This window comes from Actinosynnema sp. NPDC002837, from assembly GCF_040295345.1.
GTDB lineage: Bacteria > Actinomycetota > Actinomycetes > Mycobacteriales > Pseudonocardiaceae > Actinosynnema.
The window spans coordinates 15,570-38,236 of sequence record NZ_JBEOVG010000044.1 but is presented as its reverse complement, the minus strand read 5'-3'; the positions used below and the strand labels follow the sequence as shown (position 1 = coordinate 38,236).

Here is a 22,667-nt window from a genome sequence, read left to right as displayed (position 1 = left end):
GCGGATCAGCCCGGCCCCGTGCGGCCGGCCAGCGCGACGACCCTGGCCGCGAGCAGGGCGACGCAGCCCAGTGCCGTCACCGCGAGCGCGACCATGAACGTCGGGTACAGGTACGGCACCTGGAGCCACGCCACATCACGTCCCCGGTACAGGTAGCCGACGACCCGGTGGACCGTGGCCGTGAGCAGCAGCGGCAGCGCCAGCGGGACCAGGCGAGCCACCGCCCACCCGGTCGACCGCCGGCGGGCGGCCCACCGCCGGGACCGGGCCACGCCGCGACCGGTCAGCGCCGCGCTCGCCAGGGCGAGGGCGAGCAACACCGCGTCCACGGCGACGGACGGGTCGTCCACGGGCGCGGGTTGCCTGCCTTCGACCAGGGCGACCAGGCGTGCGCCGATCGCCTGGGCGTCGCCGTGCAGCATCCCGGTGTTGGCCAGGACGGCGATGCCGTAGCCGGACCCGGGCAGCAGCGCCTGGTACGCGGTCGAGGTGAACAGGTCGCCGCCGTGGTCGACCAGCGGCGCGCCGGACGCCGTGACGCCCACGAACCAGCCGAGGCCGTACGACTGCGACGCGGCGGTCGGCGTGTGCGTCTCCGTGATGCTCTCGGGCGTGGCGATCGACGTGCCGTCGGGCCTGCGGCCGCCGTTGTTCTGCGCGATCAGCCACGCCGCCAGGTCGTGGGCGGAGGTGAGCACGCCGCCGGAGCCGTTGCCGAACGCGGGTGGTTCGGGCAGCGCCACGGGCAGGCCGAGGACCTTGACGTGCCCCTCCGCGCTCGGCGGCAGGTCGCGCGCGGTGTCGGCGGTGCGGCTGTCGGCCATGCCGAGCGGGTCGAACACGTGGCGGCGCAGGTAGTCGGCGAACGGCACGCCGCCAACGACCTCGACCAGCCGGGCGGCCACCTGGAAGTTCGGGTTGTGGTACTCCCAGCGGGCGCCCGGTGCGGCGGCCAGCGTCGAGTCGCGCATCGCCGCCACCGCCTCCGCCAGCGTGTGCACCGGCGGCCCGCTGAACGACCGGTGGGTCGTGTCCGACAGGCCGGAGGTCTGGTCGAGCAGGTGGCGCACGGTGATGTCGGCGGCGCGGGGATCGGCCATCGTGAACTCGGGCAGGTGCGCGCGCACCGGGTCGTCGAGCCGGATCCGGCCGCTCTCCACGAGCCGCATCACCGCCAGCGCCGTGAAGGACTTGCTCACCGACGCCGCGGCCATGGTGGTGTGCTCGGTCACGGCGTCGCCGTCGGGCGTGTGGCCGTACCCGGCGGTGTGCACGACGGTGGCGCCGCGCGTGACGGCGACCGCGACCCCGGGCAGCGCGGTCTGCTCCCGGTACTGCCTGACGACCGCGTCGATGGCGGCGCCGTCGACGGTGGGCGGAGCGGTGAGGGACGTGGCGGAGATGAGCAAGGCGGGCAGGATCGAGGTGAACACGGCAGGCAGTCTCGGGGCGTCGCGGTCGCGTGCCATCGGACCGTGGTCCGAGTTCCGCCGGTCGCCGCCCGGCTACGGTGCCACCATGGTGCGACTCGGCCCGAAAGGGCTGCTGGTGGTGGACGTGGTGACCGCGGGCGTGGTCGTGGCGTGGGCGGTGCTGCGCGCGCCGGCGGTCGACGTGCTCGCGGTGGTCTGCGCCGTCGCGCTCGGCGCGCCGCTCGCCGTCCGCCGGGTCCGGCCCACCGCCGTGCTGGCCACCGTGCTGCCGGTCGGCGCGGCGGCGATCGTCATCGGCACCGGGAACGAGTCGACGCTGGCCGCCGTCGCGGTGGCGCTCTACCCGGTCGTGCTGTCGTCGTCCCGGTCGGGTGCGGTGGGCGCGGTCGCGGCGCTGGCGTGCGTGGTGACGGCGGGTGTCGCGGTGGCGACCGTGCCGGGCCTGCCGCTCGTCCCGGCGCCGGCGGGCACGGAGTCGTTCGCCACGAACCCCTTGTCCACCCTGCTGTTCAGCGCGGTCGTCGTGACCGGGGCCTGGGCGGTCGCCGCCGCCGTCCGCACGCGCCGGCGGCACGCGGCGGAGCTGGCCGAGTCGCGCACCGCGCGGGCGGTGGCCGAGGAACGGCTGCGCATCGCCCGCGACATCCACGACGTGGTCGGGCACAACCTCAGCCTGATCGCCATGAAAGCCGCCGTCGCCAACCACGTGGCGGGCACGCGCCCCGACGAGAGGGAGGCGGCGCTCAGGGGCATCGAACAGGTCAGCCGGTCGGCCCTCGCGGACGTCCGGACGGTCCTCGGTGGGCTGCGCGAGCCGTCGGCCCCGGCCGGCCCCGCCGGGCTGGACCGGCTGGTCGACGACGCGCGGTCGGCCGGCGTCACGGTGACCGCCGAGCAGGCCGACCTGTCCGGCGCACCGGCGGCGGTGCGGGTCTCGGCCTACCGGATCGTGCAGGAGGCGTTGACCAACGTGCGGCGTCACGGCCGCCCGCCGCGCTGCCGCCTGGTCACCGCCGTCGAGCCGGGCAGGCTCGTCGTCTCGGTGGTCGACGAGGGCACGGCCGCGCCCGGCGCCGACGGGCACGGGCTGCTGGGCATGCGCGAACGGGTCGCGCTGCACGGCGGCACGCTGCACGCGGGCCCCGCTCCCGGCGGCGGGTTCGCGGTCCGCGCCACGCTCCCGTTCGAGCCCGGCGGCGGCCGTGGCTGAGCCGATCCGCGTGCTGCTGGCCGACGACGAGCCGATGTTCCTCGACACCCTCCGGCTGCTGGTCGACGCGGACCCCGGGGTGGAGGTGGTCGCGCAGGCGCGGACCGGCCGGGAAGCGTGCGACCTGGCCGCCCGGCACCGGCCGGACGTCGCGGTCGTCGACGTCCGGATGCCCGACCTGGACGGCGTCGCCGCCACCCGGCGCATCACCGCGCTGCCGGACCCGCCCAAGGTCCTCATCCTCACCACGTTCGACCTCGACGGCGTCGTGTACGAGACGTTGCGGGCGGGCGCCGGCGGGTTCCTGCTCAAGGACGTCCCGCCGCACCGGCTGCTCGACGCCATCAGGACGGTCGCGGCGGGTGAAGCGCTGCTCGCGCCGACCGTCACCCGCAGGCTCATCGCGGACTTCCTCCGCACCCCCGCGCCGCCCCGCGCCCGACGGCCGCTCGACCGCGTGACCCCTCGGGAACGGGAAGTGCTCCGCCTGATCACGCAAGGGCTGTCCAACACCGAGATCGAGCAGGCCCTGCACCTGAGCCGGCACACGGTCAAGACGCACATCGGCCACCTCATGGCGAAGCTGGCCGCCCGCGACCGGGCACAACTGGTGATCGCGGGCTACGAAGCCGGTCTCGCCGACCCCTGACCCACGCGCCGGTCACGGCGGCGGGCGTCGTCCGGCCGCGACACCGGCGGCGGTCAGGCTCGCGGCCGTGAGGACGAGGACGCCGGCGGCGCCCGTGCCCGCCGCGAGCAACCCCGCCGCGCTGGGCACGACGACCTGGCCGAGGCGGTTCCCGGTGAGGCGCAACGACATCGCCCGACCGCGCAGCCCCGGCGGCGTCGCCTCCGCCAGCCACGACATCGTCAGCGGTTGGCCGACACCGAGGCCGAGGCCCACCACGAGGACCACCAGGCCGAGCAGCCACACCGGCATCGGCACGGCCGACGCGGCGAGCCCGACCGCGGCCAGCGCCACGCTCCCCGTCAACAGCCGACGCCTGCCCAGCCACGCGGCCAACCGGCCGAGGAGCAGGCGTGAGGTCATCGACGCCGCCGCGCGCACCGCCAGCAGCACACCGACCACACCGGACGGGATGCCGCGCTCGGCGCCCAGCGCGGGCAGGTACACCAACGTGATGTCGACCGCCGCGATCACCACGCAGCTGACCGCGAGCGTCCGCACCAGACCCGGTCGCCGCAGCAGGTCGCGCACGCCCTCCGGCTCGCCGTCCACCGCGGCCGCACGACGGACGGCGGGCGAGCGCAACGCCACCGTGACGCCGATCAGCACGACGGTGATCACGAACGCCACCACGAACACGGTGTCCGTGCGCGGGATCGTCCGATCGCCGCCGAACAGCAGGATCAGGCCCGGTCCGACCGCCTGCCCCAACGACGCCGCGAACGTGTAGTAGCCGAACGCCGCGTCGTAGCGCGAGGTCTCGGTCGTGTTCGCCACCAGGGCCTGCTGCGCGACCACCGAGCACAGGTGACCGGTGCCGAGCAGCACGCTGCCGACCACCAGCCCCGCCACGCCGCCGCCGACGAACGCGAACGTCGCCGCGGCGGCGCACATCAGCACGGCGCCCGCCAGCATGACCCGTCGTTCGCCCAGCCGGTCGACGGCCTGCCCGGACGGGATCGCCAACACCAGCGGCGCGATCGCGAACCCCGCCGAGAGCAGGCCGAGCCACCCCGTCGGCACGCCGAGTTCCAGCGCGCGGTAGGTGGACGTGGGCCGCAGCACGAACGTGACGACCTGGACCAGCACGGTGTGCGCGAGCAGCACCGCGAGCAGGTTCCCCCTACCCGGCATGCGGCTCCGCCACGGCCGGCTCGACGCGGTCGCGCATCAGGACCTCCTCGGTTGATAGGTTATAACCTACAACCTCGGTCCGGAGCAGTCGAAAGCGGTGGCCGACAACCTCGCCGACCACCGCTCTCCTGTTGTCGTCAGCCCGCCGAAGGGCCCGTCCAGCCGGTGGGCACGTGGCCGACGCGCACCCGCTGCGGGTGGTCGCCGACCGGCACCGACACCAGCTTGCGCCCGGTGGCGAAGTCGATCGCCGTGACCTGGTCGGAGCCGCTCTCCGAGATCACGCAGCTGCGCCCGTCACCGCTGACGGTCGCCCAATAGGGCTTGGACGCGGGCACGAGCGCCCCTTCGCGCAGGGTCGCCCGGTCGACGATCACGGCGTAGTCGTCCATCGTCCCGGCGATGCACAGCTTGTCACCCTGAGGGCTCATCGACATGCCGTGGTGGCGCGAGTCGTTGACCCAGGTCGTGCGGTCCTCGCTGGTGTTCGGGTTCTTGGGCAGTTCCTTGAGACGGGTGACGCGGTCGGCGGCGACGTCGTACTCCAGGAAGCCGTTGAAGAACGACACCTGGAAGTACAGCTTCGACTCGTCGGGCGTGAACGCCACCGGCCGCACCGAGTCGGACAGGTCCGAGCGGCCGAACGCGTCCAGCCGCGGCCTCATGTCGATCACCTTGACCTGCTGGAACGTCGCCGCGTCCACCACCGTGACGCGCCGGTCCCCCTTGGTGAAGTCCAGCGCCGGGTCGTCCAGCGCGGTGTTGACCTCGCCGATGGACATGTTCCACAGGTAGCGGCCGTCGTCGGTGAACACGTTCTCGTGCGGCTTGTCGCCGGTCGCGAACGAGCCGACCTGGCGCCCGGTCTCGATGTCGAGCACGTGCACGGTGTTGGACGTCGAGGCGGACACCGCGACCCGACGGCCGTCCGGCGAGACGGCCATGTGGTCGGAGCGGAAGCCCGAGACCGGGAAGCGCCAGTTCACCCGCCCGGTGGCCAGGTCGATGGACACCACGTCGGCGAAGCTCGGCCGGGAGGCGACCACGGCGCGACCGTCGGGCGTGGTGTACATGTCGTCGACGAACTGGTCGTGGCCCTCACCCGGGCCGGACCTGATGCCGAGGAAGAACGCCAGCTTGATCGGGTTGAGGTAGATCTCCCACAGCCGCTCCTGGCGGTCGGGGATGATGTTCACCCGGCCGATCTTCGCGAAGTCGCCGCTGGAGGCGATCACGTCGGCGGTGCCGTCCCAGTTGTTCCCGACGAACATCACCTCGCGCAGCGCCGTGCCCGCGGGAGGGGCGGCGACGGCGGACGCGGCGACGGCAGGGGCGGTGGTCGCGGCCAGCACGCAGGCGGCCAGGAGGCCGAGCAGGCGCGTGCGGGGTGCGCGCTCGCGTCCCCCCGACCCGGATTTCTTGTCCACGACAGCTCCAAACCGGATGCGCGAATTGTCACATCCGTGCAGGGTTTTCGACTCGTCCACGCCTGTTCCCGGACCCGTGGCCCCGAGTCCGGCCGGACTGTTACCGTTCAGTAGGCAATAGATACCGGCTCGCGGCGCGTCCGCGGTAGGGGCCCGCGCCCAACGAGCCGCGTGCTCGTTATGCCACTGCCACAACGTCGCGGCGGGAGGATGTGGCCGGTGTCGGCAGCACGCGATCGAGGTCGCCTGCTCGGGCAGGTGCTCAGGGGCATGGCGACCGATCGCGGCGTCGTCGAGGAGCTCGTCCGGGCCGCGCGCGGCCAGTCGCCGGAGGTGGCGCGGCTGCCGGAGGCGGAGAACCGCCGGCACGTCGAGGTCCTGCTGGCCACCGGGCTCGACTTCTTCGAGCGGTCCGAGGAGCCGGAGGCGCAGGACTTCGAGGCGGCCGAGGCGCTGGGCGCGGACCGCGCGGCCCAGGGGATCTCCATCGACGGCCTGCTGCGCGGCGTCCAGGCGGGCCGCACCACGGCGATGAACATCGCCATCGCCCGCAGCCGGGCCGCAGGCGTGCCCGACGAAGTGCTGCTGGAGGGGTTGGTCGACCTCGACCGCTACACCGGGGCGTTGGAGCGGCACGTCATCAACGGCTACCACACGGCCGAGCTCGAACTGTCCCGCACGAACCGGGACGCGAACACTCACCTGCTGCGGCGACTGCTCGTGCACGGCGACGGCACGCCGCCGGAACCCGCCGAGCTGCGGCGCGCCGGCCTGTCATCGGACGGGCTCTACCACTGCCTGGTCTCCGACGTGACCCTGCCGGGCGAGGCACGGGCGCTGGAACAGCGGCTGCTGGGGTGCGGCGGCGTCTACGGGTTGGTGGAGGGGCGGCTGACCGGGTTGGCCATCCGACCGCCGACCGACCTCGGGACCGACGTGCTGCTGGTGGTCGCGCCCGCGACGGGGCTCGCGGTCATGCGCGACCTCCACCCGTTGTGCGTGGCGGCGTTGCGGATCGCCGGTCGGGCGGGGCGGCGCGGGGTGCACGACCTCACCGACCTGGCGGGCGAGGTGGCACTGGCCGCGCAACCGGTGCTCGCCGACCTGCTGCGCGGCTCGCTCGACGGCCTCGACCACGACGACGACTTCCACCGCGAACTGGTCGGCACCGCCCTGGTCTACCTCGACCACGGCCAACGCCTCGGTCACGCCGCCGCCGCGCTGCACGTGCACCCCAACACCGTCCGGTACCGGCTCGACCGGTTGGCCGAGCTCACCGGCACGCCGTGGGACGACAGCGGCGCGGACGACCCGTCGACCGTCCTGGGCACCCTGCGCCACTGGTGGGCGCTGCGAACCTGGCTCGACCACCGCCCGTCACGGTGACCACCTGGGATTATCGGCGCTAACAGCGAGCTGTTGTCACCGATCGGGCCCTGTGTTATCGTTGCTAACATGGACAACAGATCAGCGATCCTGGTGGCGGCCACCGAGCTGCTGGAGAGCTCGCCCAACGGCGACATCTCCACGCGCGGCGTCGGGGAGAAGGCCGGGGTGCAGCAACCGGTGATCTACCGGCTCTTCGGCGACAAGGACAGCCTGCTCGCCGCGGTCGTCGATCACGGGTTCGCGCAGTACCTCGCGGCCAAGCGCGCCGCGGTGCCGACCGAGGACCCCGTCGCGGACCTCCGGCGCGGGTGGGACGGGCACACGCGTTTCGCCCTCGACCACCCGAACGTGTACCGCCTGATGTACACGCCCCGGCTGTCCTCCCCGCCGCAGGCGGTCCGCGAGGCGAACGAGTTACTGCGCGGCGTGCTCGAACGGGTCGCCCGGGTCGGCCGCCTGGCCGTCGAACCCGACCGCGCCGCCGACGTCGTGATGGCCGCCAACACGGGCGTCGCCCTGTCCCTGCTCAACCGCCCGGAGGCGGACCGCGACCCCGAGCTCTCGGTGCGGGTGAGGGAGATCGTGCTGCCGGGAATCCTGACCCCGGAACCCGACGCGGACCCCGCGGACACGCCGGTGACGACGACCCAGGCGGTGGCCCAGGCGGCGACGACCCTCGGCGCGCTGCTGCGCTCGAAGCGGCCGAAGTCCTTCAGCCCGGCGGAGTTCGCCCTCCTCACCGAATGGCTGACCCACCTCGCAACCCCCACCGAGCCTTAAACACCACCACCCCCCACCTCCCGAACCTGCCCGCCACTCCCCCACGACCGGCCCCACCCGCCACACACCAGCCTTAGCCCACCCCGGACAGCCGGACCGCAGCCACCCCCGACAGCCGGCACCGCTGCCACCGCACACGGCCACACCGTCGCAGGCCCGGCCCAGCCACCACCGCAGCCCCACCCAGCCGGACTGGACAGTCGCCATGCCTGGCCCGCACTTCCGGCGCCCGGCGCATCCACGCGCCTCTTTCGCGCGCCCGCACACCAAGTCGAGCGGCTCTCCGTCCGCCCCTTCGCCACTACCCCGCCGCCCCTCCCTCGCGGCCCATGGCAACCCCCTCGCCGGCTCCATCTCCGGCACGCACTGCGCATCCCTTGCGCCGAAAGGAAATGACATGACCGAGAACACCGCCACCGACACCACCAACGCCACTCCCACCACCACCCGGGTCGCCCTCGTCACCGGCGGCAGCGGGGGGATCGGGCGGGCGGTCGCCGAGCGGCTCGTCGTCGACGGTTTCGCGGTGGGCGTGCACTACGCCGGCAACAAAGGCAGGGCCGAGGCGATCGTCGCCGACATCACCGCCCGCGGCGGGCAGGCCATCGCGGTCGGCGGGGATGTCGCCGACGAGCACGACATGAGCGCCGCCTTCGACGCCGTCGAGGCCGCGTTCGGCGGCGTCGACGTGGTCGTGAACACCGCCGGGACCATGGTCCTGGCGCCGATCGCCGAACTGGACCTGGACGACCTGGACCGCGTGCACCGCACCAACGTCCGCGGCACGTTCGTCGTGTCACAGCAGGCCGCCCGCCGCCTCCGCCGGGGCGGCGCGATCGTCAACTTCTCCACCTCGGTCACCCGCACCCAGCTGCCCACCTACGGCGCCTACGTCGCGAGCAAGGCCGCCGTCGAGAGCATCACCCTGATCCTCGCCCGCGAACTGCGCGGCAAGGACATCACCGTCAACGCGGTCGCACCCGGCCCCACCGCGACCCCGTTGTTCCTGCGGGGCAAGGACGACGACCTGATCGCCAACTTCGCCAAGGCCACCCCGCTCGAACGGCTCGGCCGGCCCGAGGACATCGCCGACGCGGTCTCGTTCCTCGCCGGCCCCGCCCGCTGGGTCAACGGCCAGGTCCTCTTCGCCAACGGCGGCCTCGCCTGATCACCACACCTCCGTCCACACCGGAAGGAACCGCCATGAGCAACGTCATCGTCATCACCGGCGCGTCCAGCGGCTTCGGCGCCCTCACCGCCCGTGCCCTCGCCGACACCGGCGACACCGTCTACGCCGGGATGCGCGAGACCACCGGCCGCAACGCGCCCCGGGTCCGAGCCGCCACCGACTACGCCCGGCAGCACGGCGTCGACCTCCGCGCGATCGAGCTCGACGTGAACTCGCAGGAGTCCGTCGACGCCGCCATCGCCCGGATCGAGGCCGAGCACGGCCGCGTCGACGTCCTCGTCCACAACGCCGGCCACCTGGCCACCGGGCCCACCGAGGCGTTCACCCCCGACCAGCTGGCCGAGCTGTACGACGTGAACGTGCTGAGCACCCAGCGGGTCAACCGCGCCGTGCTGCCCGGCATGCGCCACCGCGGCCACGGCCTGGTGATCTGGGTGTCCAGCTCCAGCGTCAAGGGCGGCACCCCGCCGTACCTCGCGCCGTACTTCGCGGCCAAGGCGGGCATGGACTCGCTCGCGGTGAGCTACGCGGGCGAACTCGCCCGCTGGGGCGTCGAGACGTCCATCGTCGTGCCCGGCTCGTTCACCTCGGGCACCAACCACTTCGCCCACTCCGGCCGCCCGGCCGACACCGCCGTGGAGGCCGAGTACGGGACGAGGTACGCCGGGCTGGTCGAGCAGGTCGCCGGCAAGCTCGCCGCCCTCGCGCCCGAAGACGCCGACGCCTCGCTCGTCGCCGACGAGATCGCCCGGATCGTCGCCCTCCCTCGCGGCGAACGCCCCTTCCGGGTGCACGTCGACCCGGCTGACGACGGCTCCGAAGAGGTCTCCGAGGTCGCCGACCGCGTCCGCCGCGACTTCCTCACCCGCATCGACCTGGACGACCTGCTCACCGTCCAGCCGGCCGGGTAGCCGACAGCTCGTCAGGGCCGATTGTGCAAGCTGCGCCGGGGCACACGTCCGAGAGTTGAACTCGGTCGACACTGAAGCTATAGAGGTTATTGGGCAAGATCGGCCGACCGGGGCCGGGCTTCCAGGACGTCGCGCAGCGGCACGGTCGGCCGTCCGATCAGACCGGCGAGCGCGGGGTCGACCCGGGCGAACTCGCCTTGACGACTCGCCGCGAACATCCCCACCAGCAAGTCCGCGACGTGCTCGGGCAGACCGTGGGTGACGAGCCCGGCCCGGTAGTCGTCGTCCGGCACGACGACCCGGCGGATCGGCCGGCCCGTCGCCTCCGACGCGATCGCCGCGACCTCTGCCAGGTCCACCGCCACCGGACCGGTGAGGGCCGGCGTCACGCCGTCGAAGACGTCCTCGGTCAACGCGAGCGCCGCCGCCTCGGCCAGGTCGTCGTGGGACGTCCAGGACACCGGGCCGTCCTCCGGCGCGGCCAGCTCACCCGTCTCCGCCGCGCCACCGAGCAGCATGGCCACGGTCGACGCGTAGAAACCGTTGCGCAGCGACGTGAAAGCGAGGCCCGACTCCCGCAGCACCACCTCCGTGGCGGCGTGGTCGACCATCGGCGCGAAGGGCGACGACGGGTTCGAGCCCACGTGGCTGGTGTAGACGACGCGCTCGGCCCCGGCCTTGCCGGCGGCGTTGATCGCGGTCTCGTGCAGGCGCACCGCCGTCTCGCCGCTGTTGTCCACCGACACGACCAACACCCGTGACGCGCCCTCGAACGCGTGCGCCAGGCTCCCCTCGTCCGCGAAGTCGCCCTGCCTGACCCGAACGCCCCGCTCCGCCAGCCCGCGAGCCCGCTCCGCATCGCGGACGCACACACCGATCCGGTCCGGCCCGACCCGGCGCAGCAGCCGTTCCACCACCGCTCGACCGAGCTTCCCGTTGGCACCACTGACGATGATCATGCGACCAACCCTGCCCGCGACGCCGCCGTGCCGGAAGGATCAGCCGGCACTGGGTTGTTACCCTCAGGGACATACCGATCGGAGGTAGGTGGGCTTGGAGTCACGTCCCCTGCGCTACTTCGTCGCCGTCGCCGAAGAGCTCAACTTCACGCGCGCGGCCGAGCGGCTGGGCATCTCGGCCCCTCCCCTGTCGCGCACGATCCGCAAGCTGGAAGCGGAGTTGGGCGTCACGCTGTTCGAGCGGACCACCCACAGCGTCGCGCTGACGGCCGCGGGCTCCGTCCTCCTCGACCAGGCCCGGATCGCCCTCGACGCGCTGCAGGCGGCCGGCCGGCGAGCACAACGCGCCGCGGAGCCGAAGCTCGTCCTGGCGGTCAAGGCCGACAGCGACGCGGGGCTGCTGGAGGCCATCCTCGCCGGGTACGCGGCCGACCCGGCGTCGTCCTTGCCGGTCGCGGTCCGCCTGTGCCGGTGGGGCGAGCAACCCGGGCTCCTGCGCCAAGGAGAGGCCGACGCCGCCCTGATCTACGAGCCGTTCGACCGCACCGGCCTCGACGCCGAGACCGTGGCCGTCGAGCGGCACGTCGCCGCCGTCCCGACCGACCACCCGCTCGCGGCACGCGGGCACGCCACCCTCGCCGAGCTCGGGCTGCCCGTCGACGACGCCACGCGCCTGGACCAGCTCCACCACTACCTCGACGGGATCGTCGCCCGGCACGACGTCCGCGACCTGCCCCAACTGCTCAAACTGGTCGAACTGGGCGAGCTGGTCACCCTGCTGCCCGAGTCCGTGATCGACCGCTACCCGCGACCGGGGATCGCCTACCTCGACGTGCCGGACGCGCCGCCCGCGACCCTCTCGATCGCCTGGCCCCAGCAGTCCCGCTCGACGGCCACCGCGGCACTCGTCCGCGCGGCCACCCGGTGACGACTCGCCGACCGCCAGGAACCGGACGGGCGTTTCGACCGACCACTGTGGTGAACCGGAACCGGGGAGGTCACCGTGGAACGTCGTGCGTTCTTGCGCGCGTCGGCGCTGTCCGTCGGCACGATGGGAGCAGTGGGGGCGATGTCGGGTGGTGCGGCCACCGCGTCGGCGACGACGCCGCTGCGGGTGCAGGTGCTGCTGTTCGACGGGGTGGAGGAGCAGGACTTCATCGCACCGGTGGAGGTGCTGGGCCTCGCCGGGCGGATGAGCGGCGGCGCGTTGACGACGACCTTGGTGACCACCGGTCGTCCCGGCACGGTCACCTGCACGTACGGCACCAAGGTCCAGGTGGCCGCGGGCTGGTCGCCTGAGCAGGCGGACGTGCTGGTCGTGCCCGGTGGCGGGTACGCCGACAAGACCGGGCCCGGGGTCAACCGGCTCATCGCCGACCAGGGCTTCCTGCGCCGCCTGGCCGCCGCCGACCTGCTGCGGGTCGGCATCTGCACCGGGACGATGGTGCTGTCCGCCGCGGGGTTGACCAAGGGCCGCAACGCGACCACGCACACCGGCGCGAAAGCCGACCTGGCCGCGCAGGGAGCCACCGTCGTCAACGCCCGCGTGGTGGACGACGGCGACCTGATCAACGGCGGCGGCATCACCTCCGGGCTGGACGTGGCGCTGTGGCTGGCGGAGCGGTTCCTCGGCGCGAAGCTCGCCCAGCGGGTGGAGACGGTCCTGGAGCACGAACGGCGCGGCACGGTCTGGCGCGGCTGAGCGCCTCGACCGGCGGTTGCCGGGAACCGAACGCCCCGTGCCGACGACCTCTACGTCCGGGAGCCGACTTGGCCACCTACCTGCGTCCGATCGGGCGGTGACGGCAGTGCTCGACCACCCCGGCTTACCGGTGCACGACCACATCACCGACGCGGTGAAGACGCCGTCGCTCGTGCGGTTGTCCCCCGGCATCGTGCTGATCCGCTTCGAGACGTTGAAGGTTTACGCCGCCCTGGGCGCGGTCCGGCACCTCCTCGACACCGGGGTGGTCCACAGAGGACAGACCCTGGTCGACAGCTCCAGCGGCATCTACGCGCTGGCGCTGGCGATGGCCTGCCACCGGCACGGGTTGCGCTGCCACATCGTCGCCTCCACCACCGTGGACGACACCATCCGCGCCCAGCTGGAGATCCTCGGCGTCACCGTGGACCAGATGCCGCCGTCGGACGACCTGCGGCTGGACCAGAACCGCCGGGTCGCCCGGGTCCGCGAACTGCTGGCCCGCGACCCGGACCTGCACTGGATGCGGCAGTACCACGACCCCGTCCACCACCTGGGGTACGCCGAACTGGCCGAGCACCTGCGGCGCGCCCTGCCGGCCGAGGCGCTGACGGTGGTGGGCAGCGTCGGCACCGGCGCGTCCAGCGGCGGGCTGACCCGGTCGTTGCGGCGGCACGACCCGGAGGTGCGGCTGGTCGGCGTGCAACCGTTCGGCAGCGTCACGTTCGGCAGCGAGCGGTTCACCGACCCCGACGCCATCATCGCGGGCATCGGCAGCGCCATCCCGTTCGGCAACGTGCACCACGAGCTGTACGACCGCGTGCACTGGTTGGACTTCCAGCACGCCATGGCCGCCACTGTCGGGCTGCTGCGCGAGCACGCCGTGTTCGCGGGCCTGTCCACCGGCGCCGCGCACCTCGCCGCGCGCTGGGAAGCCGAACGCGACCCCGGCCGCACGCACCTCGTCATCGGCGCGGACACCGGCCACCGGTACGCGGCCCGCGTCTTCGCCCGTCACCGCGAAGCCCTCGACCCGGCGCTGCTGGCGCCGGTGGAGATCGCCTCGCTCGACGACCTGGCACCGCCGTGGGCCGCGATGGACTGGGCGCGCCGGGCCCACGGTCCGCGGGTGCCCGCGCAGGAACGCCGGAAGGACCCCGTGCCGTGACGATCGCGCTGCTGGAAGCCCTCACCTTCGGCCTCGGCAGGCTCGCCGACGCCGCCGGGGACGCGGGCCACGACCTGTGCCTGCTCACCGGCGACCGGTCGATCTACACCCACGAACTCCGCACCCTCGGCCCGGACCGGGTGCGCGTCGTCGACATCGACACCGCGGACGTGACGGCGTGCGAGGCGGCTCTGCGCGCGATACCGGACCTGGCCGGGTTGATCAGCTCCACCGACACGTGGGCCGTGCCGGGGGCGGAACTGGCGCGGCGACTGGGTCTGCCGGGACCCGACGTGGACGCGGTGCGCGTGCTGCGGGACAAGGGCGCGGTCCGCGCGTTGCTGCACGAGCACGGGCTCAGCCGCGGCGGGCCGGTCGACCCGACGTCGGACGACGGGTTCCCGTTGGTGGTCAAGGACTCCGCGGGCACGTCGTCGCGCGCCGTGTGGCTGGTGCGCACCCGCGCCGAACTGGACGACGCGTTGCGCGAAGCCGAACGCACACCGCTCAAGGGCAGGCTGATCGCCGAACCGTACTTCGCCGGGCCGCTCTACAGCGCCGAGACCGTCACGTGGGCCGGCCGCACGCGGCTGCTGGGCGTGTTCAGCCGCCAGCTCTCGCCCGAACCGGTGCGACGGGAGGAAGCCGCCGCGTTCCCGGTCGCGTTCCCCGCCGCCGACCTCGCCGAGCTCGGCCGGTGGATCGCCCGGGTGCTGGCCGTCGCCGGCCACGAACGCGGGTTCGCGCACACCGAGTTCGTGCTCACCGCCGACGGGCCCGAGGTGGTCGAGGTCAACGCGCGGATCGGCGGCGCGCTCGTCGGCGAGGCGCTGTGCCGGTCGCTGGACGTCAACGTCTACGACGCGATGGTCTCGATGGCGCTGGCGGTGGAACCGGCGTTGCTGACCGAGCCGCTCAAGCCCGGCACCGGGGTCGCGTTCGTCCTGGCCTACCCCGCGCGGGCGGGTGTCCTCAGTGGCTGGTCCGGGCTCGACCGGGTGACCGGCCTGCCCGGCTCGCCCGAGTGGTACCCGGCCGCGAGTCCCGGTGACGTGGTCGAGCACCTGACCGACCAGCGCTCGTGCACCGGGATCGTGCTCGCCGAGGGCCCGACCGCCGAACTCGCCCTGCACCGCGCGCTGGCCGCCGCGGGCGCGATCACGCCCATCGTGTCCACCGCTCAGGCAGCACGCCGGTGAGCCGTGGGCCTCAGGCCGCCCCGGCCGCGCTTCCCCGCGCGCGGCGGCCGGTCGTCTTCCGACTCGTCCGAGCCGTCGTGCTCGTCGTGCTCGTGCTTGGCCGGTGTGCCGGGCGTCGGCTGGTCGCGGTGCGCGCGGTGGACCAGGAACAGCAGCACCAGACCGGCCAGGACCGGCACGTGCGTCAGCACGCGGGCCGCGGTCGTGGCGCCGGTGAGCAGGTCGTGCGCGGAGAACGCGGCGAGCACCGCGACGAAACCCCCGAGCGTGGGCAGCAGCCCGGCGGCGCGGTGCGCGTGCACGGCGGCGACGAGCAAGCCGATGCCCAGCGCCAGGTTCCACGCCGCGCCCTCGTTGAACAGGTGCCCGGAGATGCCGTGCGCGGGCGGCGACGTGGCGCCCGCGAGCAGTTGCGCCAGCGCCAGCCACAACTGGACGATCGCGACCGCGGCCAGCGCCAGGCGCGGTGTCAGGGCGACGTGGCGCGGCGGCGCGTCCGCCAGCACGGCGGCGACCAGGTCCGGCGCGGGCTGCGCCGGGCGCACCCGGATCGCCCTGGTCAACGCCTGCGCCCGGACCAGCCACGTCGAGCAGTCCGCGCACTGCTCGACGTGCGCGTCCACTTCGGCGGCGGGCGCGGGCTCGGCTTCGCCGTCGAGGCGCGCGGACAACACTTCACGGCAGGTTCGGCAGTCCACGCCCCAGTAGTCGCTCCATTCGGCGCACGAGTTCCCGACTTTCTGTGGTTACGATTCGAAGTCGTGACCTCCCCCAACGTGACCAACCCCGACGACGAGGTGACGCGCTGGGCGTTGCGGGCCCGTGCCGGCGACCGGGACGCGCTGGAGCGGTTCGTGCGGGCGACGCAACGGGACGTGTGGCGGTTCATCGCCCACCTCGCCGACGTCGGCGTGGCCGACGACCTCGCCCAGGAGACCTACGCGCGCGCCCTGGTGAGCCTGCGCCGGTTCGCCGGGCGTTCGTCGGCCCGCACCTGGCTGCTGTCGATCGCCCGCCGGGTGGTGGTCGACCAGGTCCGGATGGCGCGGTCACGGCCGCGGCTGTCGCCCGGCGCGGACTGGGAGCGCGAGGCGGACCGGCGGCCGGTCGGGTCCGGCTTCGAGGACACCGTCGAGCTGAACCTCCTGCTGGACGCGCTCGACCCGGATCGCCGCGAGGCCTTGGTGCTCACGCAGGTGCTGGGACTGTCCTACGCGGAGGCGGCCGAGATCGCGGGCTGCCCGGTGGGCACGATCCGGTCCCGCGTCGCGCGGGCGCGTGACGACCTGCTGCGCGCGACCGGCCGGTCCGGCGCCACCGAGGTCGGCTGAGCGTCCGTGCGACCCGACGTCCGGTCCGGCCGGCCGCTGGTGCGCGACGCGGCGTTCCTGCGGTTGTGGATCGGGACCACGGCGTCCGGGTTGGCCACGTGGGCGTTGCCGTTCGTGCTCGGGTTCGCCGTGCTGGAGCGGTCGATGACCGCGGTGGAGCTGGGGATCGTGCTGGCCGCCCGGACCGCCGGGTTCCTGGTCGCGGTGCCGGTCGCCGGTGTGCTGGCCGATCGGCACTCCCGGCGTCGGGTGGTGTGGTGGGCGGGACTGGTCGCCGCGGTCGCCTCGCCGGTCATCGCGGTCGGGTTGGGACGGTCGGTCGTGGTGATGGCCGTGGCGGCGGCCGTGGTCGGCGCGGGGCAGGGCGCGTGCCGACCGGCGTTCCAGGCGCTCACGGCGGAAGTCGTCGCCCCCGACCGGCGGCGGCGGGCGAACGCGGCGATGACGTTGGCGGTGCGGGTCACCACGTTGGTCGCGCCGGGCCTGACGGCGTTGCTGGCGCTGGTGGTCGACACACCGGCGTTGATCGTCGCGACGGCGGTGCTGTGGTTGGGCGCGGCGGTGATCCCTCCTGCCGGCGGAGTCGTCGTCCCGGTGGCCCGTCGACGTTTCGCGGTCGAGTTCTTCGAGGGGGTCCGCGAGGCGCGGCGGCACCCGTGGTTCGTCGCGGGTCTGGGCGCGTTGACCGCGGTGATCGCCACGGGTTACTCGGCGACGGGTGTCGTGCTGCCCCTGGTGAGTCGCGACCGGTACGGCACGGGTGCGGTGCTCGCCGCCGCCATGACCGCGTACACGGTGGGCGCCTTGGGTGGCGCGATCATCGCCGGACGGTGGGGTTCCCGGGCGCAGGGCTGGACCGCGTTGGCGGGGTTGGCGTGCTACGGGTTCGTGCCGTTGAGCCTGTTGCTGCCGGTGCACGCGGTGGTCGTCATCGCCGCGTACGTGGTGGCGGGGGTGGGGATCGAGCTGTTCAACGTGCCGTGGTTCACCGCCGCGCAGCGCGAGGTCGAGCCCTCGGCCCTGGCCAGGGTGTCGTCCTTGGACTTCCTGCTGTCCTACGGTCTCGCGCCGGTCGGCCTGGCCCTGATCGCACCGGCGATCGACGGGTTCGGCGCGGGCGTCGTCCTCGCCGTGTGCGCGGTGGTCTGCTTCGCCGCGCCGGCCGCCGCCGCGCTCGTGCCGTCCGCGCGCGACTTCCGCTGACTCACGACGCCCGCAGCTCGTCGCGCAGCGTGCGGGCGACGTGCGCCATCAACGCCTCCGCCCCGGGCTGCACCACGGCGGGCACGCGCGACTCGGTGAGCGCTGCGACGGCGAACGCCCGGCCGTCGGCGTGCTCGACCACGCCGACCTCGTGCCGCAGGTTGAGCAGCGTGCCGGTCTTGGACGACCACCGTGACGCGTCGGAGCTGAAGTCGGGTGCGAGCCGGTGGCGCAACGCGTTGTCCCCCATCAGTTCCCGGACCCGTCCGGCGACGGCGGGCCGGATCGTCGTCGGCCGCCACACGCCGTGCAGGAGGTCGACGAACGCGCGGGCGGAACCGGCGTTCGCGCGGCTGATGTCCAGCTGCGTCACCGGGTGCCCGCGCCCCTCGGTCGCGGCCGCGATGGCCAGCGAGTGGGCGAGGTGGCCCTCCGCCGGGGTGAACCGCTCGGCGGGCGTGTCGACGAGGTCGCGCATGAGGTGGCGCACGGCGATGCCGTCGTGGCCGAGCCGGCGCAGCTCGGCGGCGACCGCGTGGGGCGGGGTCAGCGCGAAGAGGGCGTCGGCGGCGGTGCTGTCGCTGATCGCGATGCTCAGGTAGAGCAGGTCGTCCAGCGCGATCGTGGCGGGGTGGCGGAACTTGGGCAGCCCGATCGGGCCGGGCGCGGCGACCCGGTCCGGTGGCACCACGACCGGGGTGGCGGCGTCGAGCTCGCCCCGGTCGACGCGTTCCAGCGTGGCGATCGCGAGCGGCACCTTGACCAGCGACGCGACCGGGTACTCCACCTCGGCGTCGAGGCCCAGCTCGTCGCCGGTGTCGAGGTCGCGCACGAGGAACGAGCCGCGCAGGCCGGCGTCCTCCAGCGCTTCCCGCGCCTCACGCAGGACCTTGGTCGTCCCCATCGTCACGCTCCTGCGGCCGGGACGCCGAGGCAGTGACCGATCGCGGCGGGCGGCAGGTCGCGGATCCGGCGGGCGTCCTCGCGCAGCCCGGCCGCGACGTCGTAGCCGCGGGCGAGGTCCAGCTCGCCGACCGGCCGCCAGTGCAGCCCGAGCTCGTGGGCCTGGCCCGGTGAGCAGAGCAGGAGGTCGGTGGAGCCGAGCACGTCGGCGGTGGCCGCGACCAGCGAGGCCGCCACGACCACCTGGGCGGGTTGCAGGCCGACGGCGTCGCGCAGGCGCGTGAGGCGGTCGCGGACGTGCGGCACGTCGTCCTCCGGCTGGAGCCGGATCCGCCGCCGGCGGGCGTTGCGCTCGGCTCGGCCGGCGCGCAGGGTCTCCACGTAGACCGCCGGAACGGGGCCGGGGTCGGCGTGACCGGCGAGGCCGAGCGGCACCCGCCAGGCGCCCTCGTCGGGCGGCACGGCGACCAGCGCGGCCCGGACGTCCAGCGTGCGGGCCAGGTCCGCGCGTTCGGCCGGACCGGCCGGGCGCGGGTCCAGGTCCAGGTCGTGGCGGCGGGCGTCGGCGACGAGCCGGGCCAGCGGGCGCGGCGCGCACACCTCGGGCACGGCCAGCCGGAAGGGGCGCAGCTTGGCGCGCTCGGCGTCGTGCTCCATCGCCTCGGCGAGGTCGACCAACCGCCGCGCGGAGGGCAGCATCTCCCGACCGAACGGCGTCAGCGCCACGCTCCGCGAGGTCCGGGTGAACAGCCGGGCGCCGAAGTGCCTCTCGAGCGCCGCCACGCGCCGGCTGGCCACGGACTGCGGTATCCGCGCCGCCGCGGCGCCGACGGTGAAGCTGCCGTGCCCGCTCACGGCCACGAACGCCTTGCACGCCTCGACCACGTCCACGAGCCGCGACTATGCCAGATCGGCATCGATGCCCGCCTCGGTGTCTTGGACAGCATCCACGACCGCCTGTGAAGCTCGACGGCGTGACACCGCCGTACCGAACCGTCAGCCGCCGTGCGTTCCTGGGCGCGGCGGCGCTGCTCCCGCTGGCCGGCTGCGCGCGGGAACCGGCGCCGCCGTCCGCGCCCTCCTCCGCGCCGGTCGGCACGTCCGCCGCCTCCCCCACTCCTTCCGCCGTGCCGCACGATCACCTGATCGGGCTGGAACGGGAGTTCGACGCACGACTGGGCGTGTACGCCGTGGCCACGGGCACCGGGGCGACCCTGGCGTACCGGGCGGACGAGCGGTTCGCGTTCTGCTCGACGTTCAAAGGGCTGGCGGCGGCCGCGGTCCTGCACCGCAACCCGCCGTCCCACCTGGACACTGTCGTCATGTACACCGAGGACGACCTGATGGCGAGTTCCACCATCACCCGGCAGCACGTGGCCACCGGCCTGACCCTCCGCCAGGTCTGCGACGCGGCGGTCCGCCACAGCGACGGCACGGCGGGCAACCTGCTGCTGCGCGAGCTGGGCGGCCCGGCCGGGCTGACCGCCTACCTGCGCACCCTCGGCGACACCGTCACGCGATCGGACCGGTTCGAGCCGCACCTCACGACCGCCGTGCCGGGAGACCCCCGCGACACGACCTCGCCCCGCGCCATCGGCGCCGACTACCAGCGGATCGTGCTCGGCGACGCCCTCGGGCCCGACCAGCGCGCGTTCCTCCGCGACCTGCTCGAGCGCAACGCCACCAAGGCCGGCGCGCACCGCGTCCGCGCCGGCGTGCCGCAGGGGTGGGCGGTGGCCGACAAGACCGGCACCGGCGATTACGGCACGGTCAACGACATCGCCGTGGTGTGGCCGCCGGACGCCGCGCCGCTCGTGGTCTCGATCATGTCCAGCAAGGCGACCGCGGACGCCGGGTACGACCAGGCGCTGGTCGCGAAGGCCGCCGCCTACGCCGTGGACTCGCTGACCTGATGCGACGCGTCGTGATCGGTCTGCTGCTGGCGCTGCTGGCGGCCGTCGCCTCGGTGGGCGCGCTCGGCGCGACCGGCCGGGTCGTCCTGGTCCACCACCCGGTCACCGGCCGCCCGGTGGCGATCGTGGAGGAGGTGCCGGGCCCGGAGACCGGGCAGGTCTGCCCGCTGGACGCGCGGTACGTCGACGAACGGCCCGACGGCCTGCGCCCGGACGTGCTGGAGGCGTGGCGCCGGTTGCGGGCCGCCGCCGGCGCGCAGGGCGTCGGGCTGTGCCTGAACGACGGCAAGCGGAGCACCGGCCAGCAGCGGCGGGAGTTCGAGGACGCCGTGCGGCGGTTCGGCACCGCGGAGCTCGCCGCGCGGTACGTCCTGCCGCCGGAGAAGTCCATGCACGTCAAGGGGATCGCGGTGGACGTGCAGCCGCTCGAGTCGGCCGCCTGGGTCGAGCGCAACGGGTCCGCGTTCGGCTGGTGCCGCCGCTACCTCAACGAGGAGTGGCACTTCGAGCACGACCCCGCGTACGCGACCGCCGGCTGCCCGCCCATGCTGCCCAGCGCGAGCGGCTCCTGAACGCTCAGGCCCACGGGATCGTGGCCTGGAGCACCGCCTCGGTCAGCGCCCGCGTGCGCAGGTGCGTGACCTGCTGGTACTCCGGGTCGGCGACCATGCGGCCGAACGCCGCGCGGTCGGGGTAGCGGACGATCACCACGGCGTCCCAGCTCTGCCCGTCCTCGGCCACCAGCGCGGTGGAGCCCGCGCCCGCGTAGAGGACCTCCGCGCCGTAGCGGGGCAGGAACGTCTTGCGCAGGTGCCGCGCGTACTCCTCGTACGACGCCACACCGCCCTCGGCGAACCGCAGCAGGTTCAGCATGACGACCGGACCGCCGGGGTCCTCGGCCAGCAGTCGCTTCAGGTCGGCGCCACGCGGGTCCACAGCCATGCCGACAGCATGGACGCACGCGATCACGTCCGCATCGGTGAGTCCACCTGCCGCACCGGTCCAGAGGTGATGACCTCAGAGGGCGATGACCACCTTGACGTCGTCCGGCCGGGAGTCGAACGCGTCGGCGAACCTCTCCAGCGGCACGCGGCGGCTGATCAGGCCGTCCAGCCAGTCCCGGTCGGCCTTCGCCAGCGCGTCGGCCGCCTGGCGGTAGTGGCGCAGGTTGGCGTTGACCGAGCCGACCACGACGTCGTTCTCCAGCACCATCACCCGGTTCGCGCCCGCGACGTCCACGTCCACCGTGTGGCCGCCCGAGGAGATGCCGGTCAGGCACACCACGCCGTACGGTGCGGTGTTGCGCACGACGGAGATCACCACGCTGCCCACGCCGGTCGCCTCGATCACCACGTCGGGCCGCAGCCGGGAGGCGACCTCGTCCACGTCGCCGTCGTGGTAGGTCGCGCCGAGCCGCCGCACCAGCCGCGGCTTCGGGCCGTCCTCGACCCGGTCGAGCACGTGCACGTCCAACCCCTGCTGCACGCCGATCATCGCGGCCAGCAGCCCGATCGGCCCCGCGCCCGTCACCAGCGCGCGTTCCGGCTCGTACCACGCCCGCTCACCCACCCGGGCGACCTGCTCCCACGCCTTCGCGACCACCGACGCCGGCTCCATGAGCACGCCGGCGTGCGCCAGCCCCGGGTCCAGCGCCACCGCGTAGTCCGACTCGACGCACCACCGCTCGGCCGCGTACCCGTCCAACTCCTTGATGCCGCGCTCGGTGTAGCCGCCGTTGCGGCAGTTGTCGAACTCGCCGTGCGCGCACGCGCCGCAGGGCGCCGGATCGGGTCGCCGGACCACTCCCACCACCAGGTCACCGGCCGCGAAACCACTCTCCGGAGGCGCCATCGCCACCCGGCCGAGCGATTCGTGGCCGAGCACCAACCGGTCGCGTCCCGGCGGCGCCCAGCCGTACTCGGCGCGGGCGATCTCCTTGTCCGTGCCGCAGACACCGACGACCAGTCCCTCGACCAGCAGGTCACCGGGCCGCGGCTCGGGTTCCGGCACCTCGGTGACCTGCAGCGAATCCGCCTTCTTCGGGTCGAGCGTGAGCGCGCGCATGGTCTGGGCTACCCCCGCGCGCGACCCGCATGCGGGCCCGGCCGCCGACGTCCCCCGGTGGGAT

The 22,667-nt window shown here is 74.0% G+C and carries 23 protein-coding genes; 14 read left to right on the top strand and 9 right to left on the bottom strand.

The window, feature by feature from the left end; all coding sequences use genetic code 11:
- Window positions 1–5: 5 nt before the first annotated feature.
- Entirely contained in the window at window positions 6–1,433 is a 1,428-nt protein-coding gene (locus ABTZ99_RS26440; protein WP_499614892.1) for a serine hydrolase domain-containing protein, read from the bottom strand.
- 85 nt (window positions 1,434–1,518) lie between these two features.
- Here ABTZ99_RS26440 and ABTZ99_RS26435 point away from each other — a divergent pair, with 85 nt between their 5' ends.
- Together ABTZ99_RS26435 and ABTZ99_RS26430 are read left to right on the top strand one after the other, a co-directional pair.
- Window positions 1,519–2,643 (top strand): sensor histidine kinase, encoded by a 1,125-nt coding sequence (locus ABTZ99_RS26435; RefSeq protein WP_499614890.1) that lies wholly within the window; start codon window positions 1,519–1,521, stop codon window positions 2,641–2,643.
- Complete coding sequence (locus ABTZ99_RS26430) at window positions 2,636–3,292, top strand: response regulator (RefSeq protein WP_498784049.1); 657 nt, start codon at window positions 2,636–2,638, stop codon at window positions 3,290–3,292. The genes ABTZ99_RS26435 and ABTZ99_RS26430 overlap by 8 nt, the downstream gene beginning before the upstream one ends.
- Window positions 3,293–3,304: 12 nt before the next feature.
- Here the strand turns inward: ABTZ99_RS26430 and ABTZ99_RS26425 are convergent, their stop codons facing one another.
- Entirely contained in the window at window positions 3,305–4,465 is a 1,161-nt protein-coding gene (locus ABTZ99_RS26425) for an MFS transporter (RefSeq protein WP_498784047.1), read from the bottom strand.
- Between the two features lie 137 nt (window positions 4,466–4,602).
- A complete protein-coding gene (locus ABTZ99_RS26420) occupies window positions 4,603–5,817 on the bottom strand; it encodes a YncE family protein (protein WP_499614941.1) in 1,215 nt (404 codons plus the stop codon).
- Between the two features lie 294 nt (window positions 5,818–6,111).
- Between ABTZ99_RS26420 and ABTZ99_RS26415 the strand changes: the two genes are divergently transcribed.
- From ABTZ99_RS26415 to ABTZ99_RS26400, 4 genes are all read left to right on the top strand, one after another.
- Window positions 6,112–7,278: a PucR family transcriptional regulator gene (locus ABTZ99_RS26415; RefSeq protein WP_499614887.1), complete on the top strand. Its 1,167-nt coding sequence runs from the start codon at window positions 6,112–6,114 to the stop codon at window positions 7,276–7,278.
- Between the two features lie 69 nt (window positions 7,279–7,347).
- On the top strand, window positions 7,348–8,061 hold the full coding sequence (locus ABTZ99_RS26410; RefSeq protein WP_499614885.1) for a TetR/AcrR family transcriptional regulator: 714 nt from the start codon (window positions 7,348–7,350) through the stop codon (window positions 8,059–8,061).
- Between the two features lie 397 nt (window positions 8,062–8,458).
- Window positions 8,459–9,229, top strand: a complete 771-nt coding sequence (locus ABTZ99_RS26405; protein ID WP_499614882.1) for an SDR family oxidoreductase — start codon at window positions 8,459–8,461, stop codon at window positions 9,227–9,229.
- A 35-nt stretch (window positions 9,230–9,264) separates the two neighbouring features.
- A complete protein-coding gene (locus ABTZ99_RS26400) occupies window positions 9,265–10,161 on the top strand; it encodes an SDR family oxidoreductase (RefSeq protein WP_499614880.1) in 897 nt (298 codons plus the stop codon).
- An 86-nt stretch (window positions 10,162–10,247) separates the two neighbouring features.
- On the opposite strand, the gene ABTZ99_RS26395 is transcribed toward ABTZ99_RS26400, so the two are convergent.
- Window positions 10,248–11,120, bottom strand: a complete 873-nt coding sequence (locus ABTZ99_RS26395) for an SDR family oxidoreductase (protein WP_499614877.1) — start codon at window positions 11,118–11,120, stop codon at window positions 10,248–10,250.
- A gap of 88 nt (window positions 11,121–11,208) precedes the next feature.
- On the opposite strand from ABTZ99_RS26395, the gene ABTZ99_RS26390 reads away from it, so the two are divergent.
- The 4 genes from ABTZ99_RS26390 (at window position 11,209) to ABTZ99_RS26375 (ending at window position 15,189) form a co-directional block, all read left to right on the top strand.
- Window positions 11,209–12,048 carry a LysR family transcriptional regulator gene (locus tag ABTZ99_RS26390; RefSeq protein ID WP_498784268.1) on the top strand — a complete coding sequence of 280 codons (840 nt, stop codon included), beginning with the start codon at window positions 11,209–11,211 and terminating at the stop codon, window positions 12,046–12,048.
- 75 nt (window positions 12,049–12,123) lie between these two features.
- Window positions 12,124–12,822 (top strand): DJ-1/PfpI family protein, encoded by a 699-nt coding sequence (locus ABTZ99_RS26385; RefSeq protein WP_499614875.1) that lies wholly within the window; start codon window positions 12,124–12,126, stop codon window positions 12,820–12,822.
- Between the two features lie 97 nt (window positions 12,823–12,919).
- Complete coding sequence (locus tag ABTZ99_RS26380) at window positions 12,920–13,990, top strand: pyridoxal-phosphate dependent enzyme (protein ID WP_498784271.1); 1,071 nt, start codon at window positions 12,920–12,922, stop codon at window positions 13,988–13,990.
- Window positions 13,987–15,189, top strand: a complete 1,203-nt coding sequence (locus ABTZ99_RS26375; RefSeq protein ID WP_499614873.1) for an ATP-grasp domain-containing protein — start codon at window positions 13,987–13,989, stop codon at window positions 15,187–15,189. Before ABTZ99_RS26380 ends, ABTZ99_RS26375 begins: the two co-directional genes overlap by 4 nt.
- Here the strand turns inward: ABTZ99_RS26375 and ABTZ99_RS26370 are convergent.
- Window positions 15,171–15,887, bottom strand: a complete 717-nt coding sequence (locus tag ABTZ99_RS26370) for a zf-HC2 domain-containing protein (RefSeq protein ID WP_498784275.1) — start codon at window positions 15,885–15,887, stop codon at window positions 15,171–15,173. The genes ABTZ99_RS26375 and ABTZ99_RS26370 overlap by 19 nt on opposite strands.
- Window positions 15,888–15,950: 63 nt before the next feature.
- Between ABTZ99_RS26370 and sigC the strand changes: the two genes are divergently transcribed.
- Entirely contained in the window at window positions 15,951–16,520 is a 570-nt protein-coding gene (gene sigC / locus ABTZ99_RS26365; RefSeq protein ID WP_498784277.1) for an RNA polymerase sigma factor SigC, read from the top strand.
- Between the two features lie 6 nt (window positions 16,521–16,526).
- Window positions 16,527–17,723: an MFS transporter gene (locus ABTZ99_RS26360; RefSeq protein ID WP_498784279.1), complete on the top strand. Its 1,197-nt coding sequence runs from the start codon at window positions 16,527–16,529 to the stop codon at window positions 17,721–17,723.
- 1 nt (window position 17,724) lies between these two features.
- Here the strand turns inward: ABTZ99_RS26360 and ABTZ99_RS26355 are convergent, their stop codons facing one another.
- Complete coding sequence (locus ABTZ99_RS26355) at window positions 17,725–18,627, bottom strand: serine hydrolase (RefSeq protein ID WP_499614869.1); 903 nt, start codon at window positions 18,625–18,627, stop codon at window positions 17,725–17,727.
- Window positions 18,628–18,629: 2 nt separating this feature from the next.
- On the bottom strand, window positions 18,630–19,517 hold the full coding sequence (locus tag ABTZ99_RS26350; RefSeq protein WP_499614867.1) for a LysR family transcriptional regulator: 888 nt from the start codon (window positions 19,515–19,517) through the stop codon (window positions 18,630–18,632).
- Window positions 19,518–19,600: 83 nt separating this feature from the next.
- On the opposite strand from ABTZ99_RS26350, the gene bla reads away from it, so the two are divergent.
- The gene (gene bla, locus ABTZ99_RS26345) at window positions 19,601–20,539 is read left to right on the top strand and encodes a class A beta-lactamase (protein ID WP_498784284.1); all 939 of its coding nucleotides are present in this window, start codon (window positions 19,601–19,603) and stop codon (window positions 20,537–20,539) included.
- Window positions 20,539–21,111: a D-alanyl-D-alanine carboxypeptidase family protein gene (locus ABTZ99_RS26340; protein WP_498784286.1), complete on the top strand. Its 573-nt coding sequence runs from the start codon at window positions 20,539–20,541 to the stop codon at window positions 21,109–21,111. Before bla ends, ABTZ99_RS26340 begins: the two co-directional genes overlap by 1 nt.
- Window positions 21,112–21,115: 4 nt before the next feature.
- Here ABTZ99_RS26340 and ABTZ99_RS26335 read toward each other — a convergent pair whose 3' ends face one another.
- Both ABTZ99_RS26335 and ABTZ99_RS26330 read right to left on the bottom strand, forming a co-directional pair.
- Window positions 21,116–21,481, bottom strand: a complete 366-nt coding sequence (locus tag ABTZ99_RS26335; RefSeq protein ID WP_498784288.1) for a DUF1330 domain-containing protein — start codon at window positions 21,479–21,481, stop codon at window positions 21,116–21,118.
- A gap of 75 nt (window positions 21,482–21,556) precedes the next feature.
- A complete protein-coding gene (locus ABTZ99_RS26330; protein ID WP_499614865.1) occupies window positions 21,557–22,603 on the bottom strand; it encodes a glucose 1-dehydrogenase in 1,047 nt (348 codons plus the stop codon).
- Window positions 22,604–22,667: the final 64 nt, after the last annotated feature.

Coding starts and splice junctions, on each gene's coding strand:
- ABTZ99_RS26425 (WP_498784047.1), bottom strand. CDS start 4,465: ATGCCGGGTAGGGGGAACCTGCTCGCGGTGCTGCTCGCGCACACCGTG.
- ABTZ99_RS26355 (WP_499614869.1), bottom strand. CDS start 18,627: ATGGGGACGACCAAGGTCCTGCGTGAGGCGCGGGAAGCGCTGGAGGAC.
- ABTZ99_RS26340 (WP_498784286.1), top strand. CDS start 20,539: ATGCGACGCGTCGTGATCGGTCTGCTGCTGGCGCTGCTGGCGGCCGTC.
- ABTZ99_RS26405 (WP_499614882.1), top strand. CDS start 8,459: ATGACCGAGAACACCGCCACCGACACCACCAACGCCACTCCCACCACC.
- ABTZ99_RS26435 (WP_499614890.1), top strand. CDS start 1,519: ATGGTGCGACTCGGCCCGAAAGGGCTGCTGGTGGTGGACGTGGTGACC.
- ABTZ99_RS26410 (WP_499614885.1), top strand. CDS start 7,348: ATGGACAACAGATCAGCGATCCTGGTGGCGGCCACCGAGCTGCTGGAG.
- ABTZ99_RS26330 (WP_499614865.1), bottom strand. CDS start 22,603: ATGCGCGCGCTCACGCTCGACCCGAAGAAGGCGGATTCGCTGCAGGTC.
- ABTZ99_RS26400 (WP_499614880.1), top strand. CDS start 9,265: ATGAGCAACGTCATCGTCATCACCGGCGCGTCCAGCGGCTTCGGCGCC.
- ABTZ99_RS26335 (WP_498784288.1), bottom strand. CDS start 21,481: ATGGCTGTGGACCCGCGTGGCGCCGACCTGAAGCGACTGCTGGCCGAG.
- ABTZ99_RS26395 (WP_499614877.1), bottom strand. CDS start 11,120: ATGATCATCGTCAGTGGTGCCAACGGGAAGCTCGGTCGAGCGGTGGTG.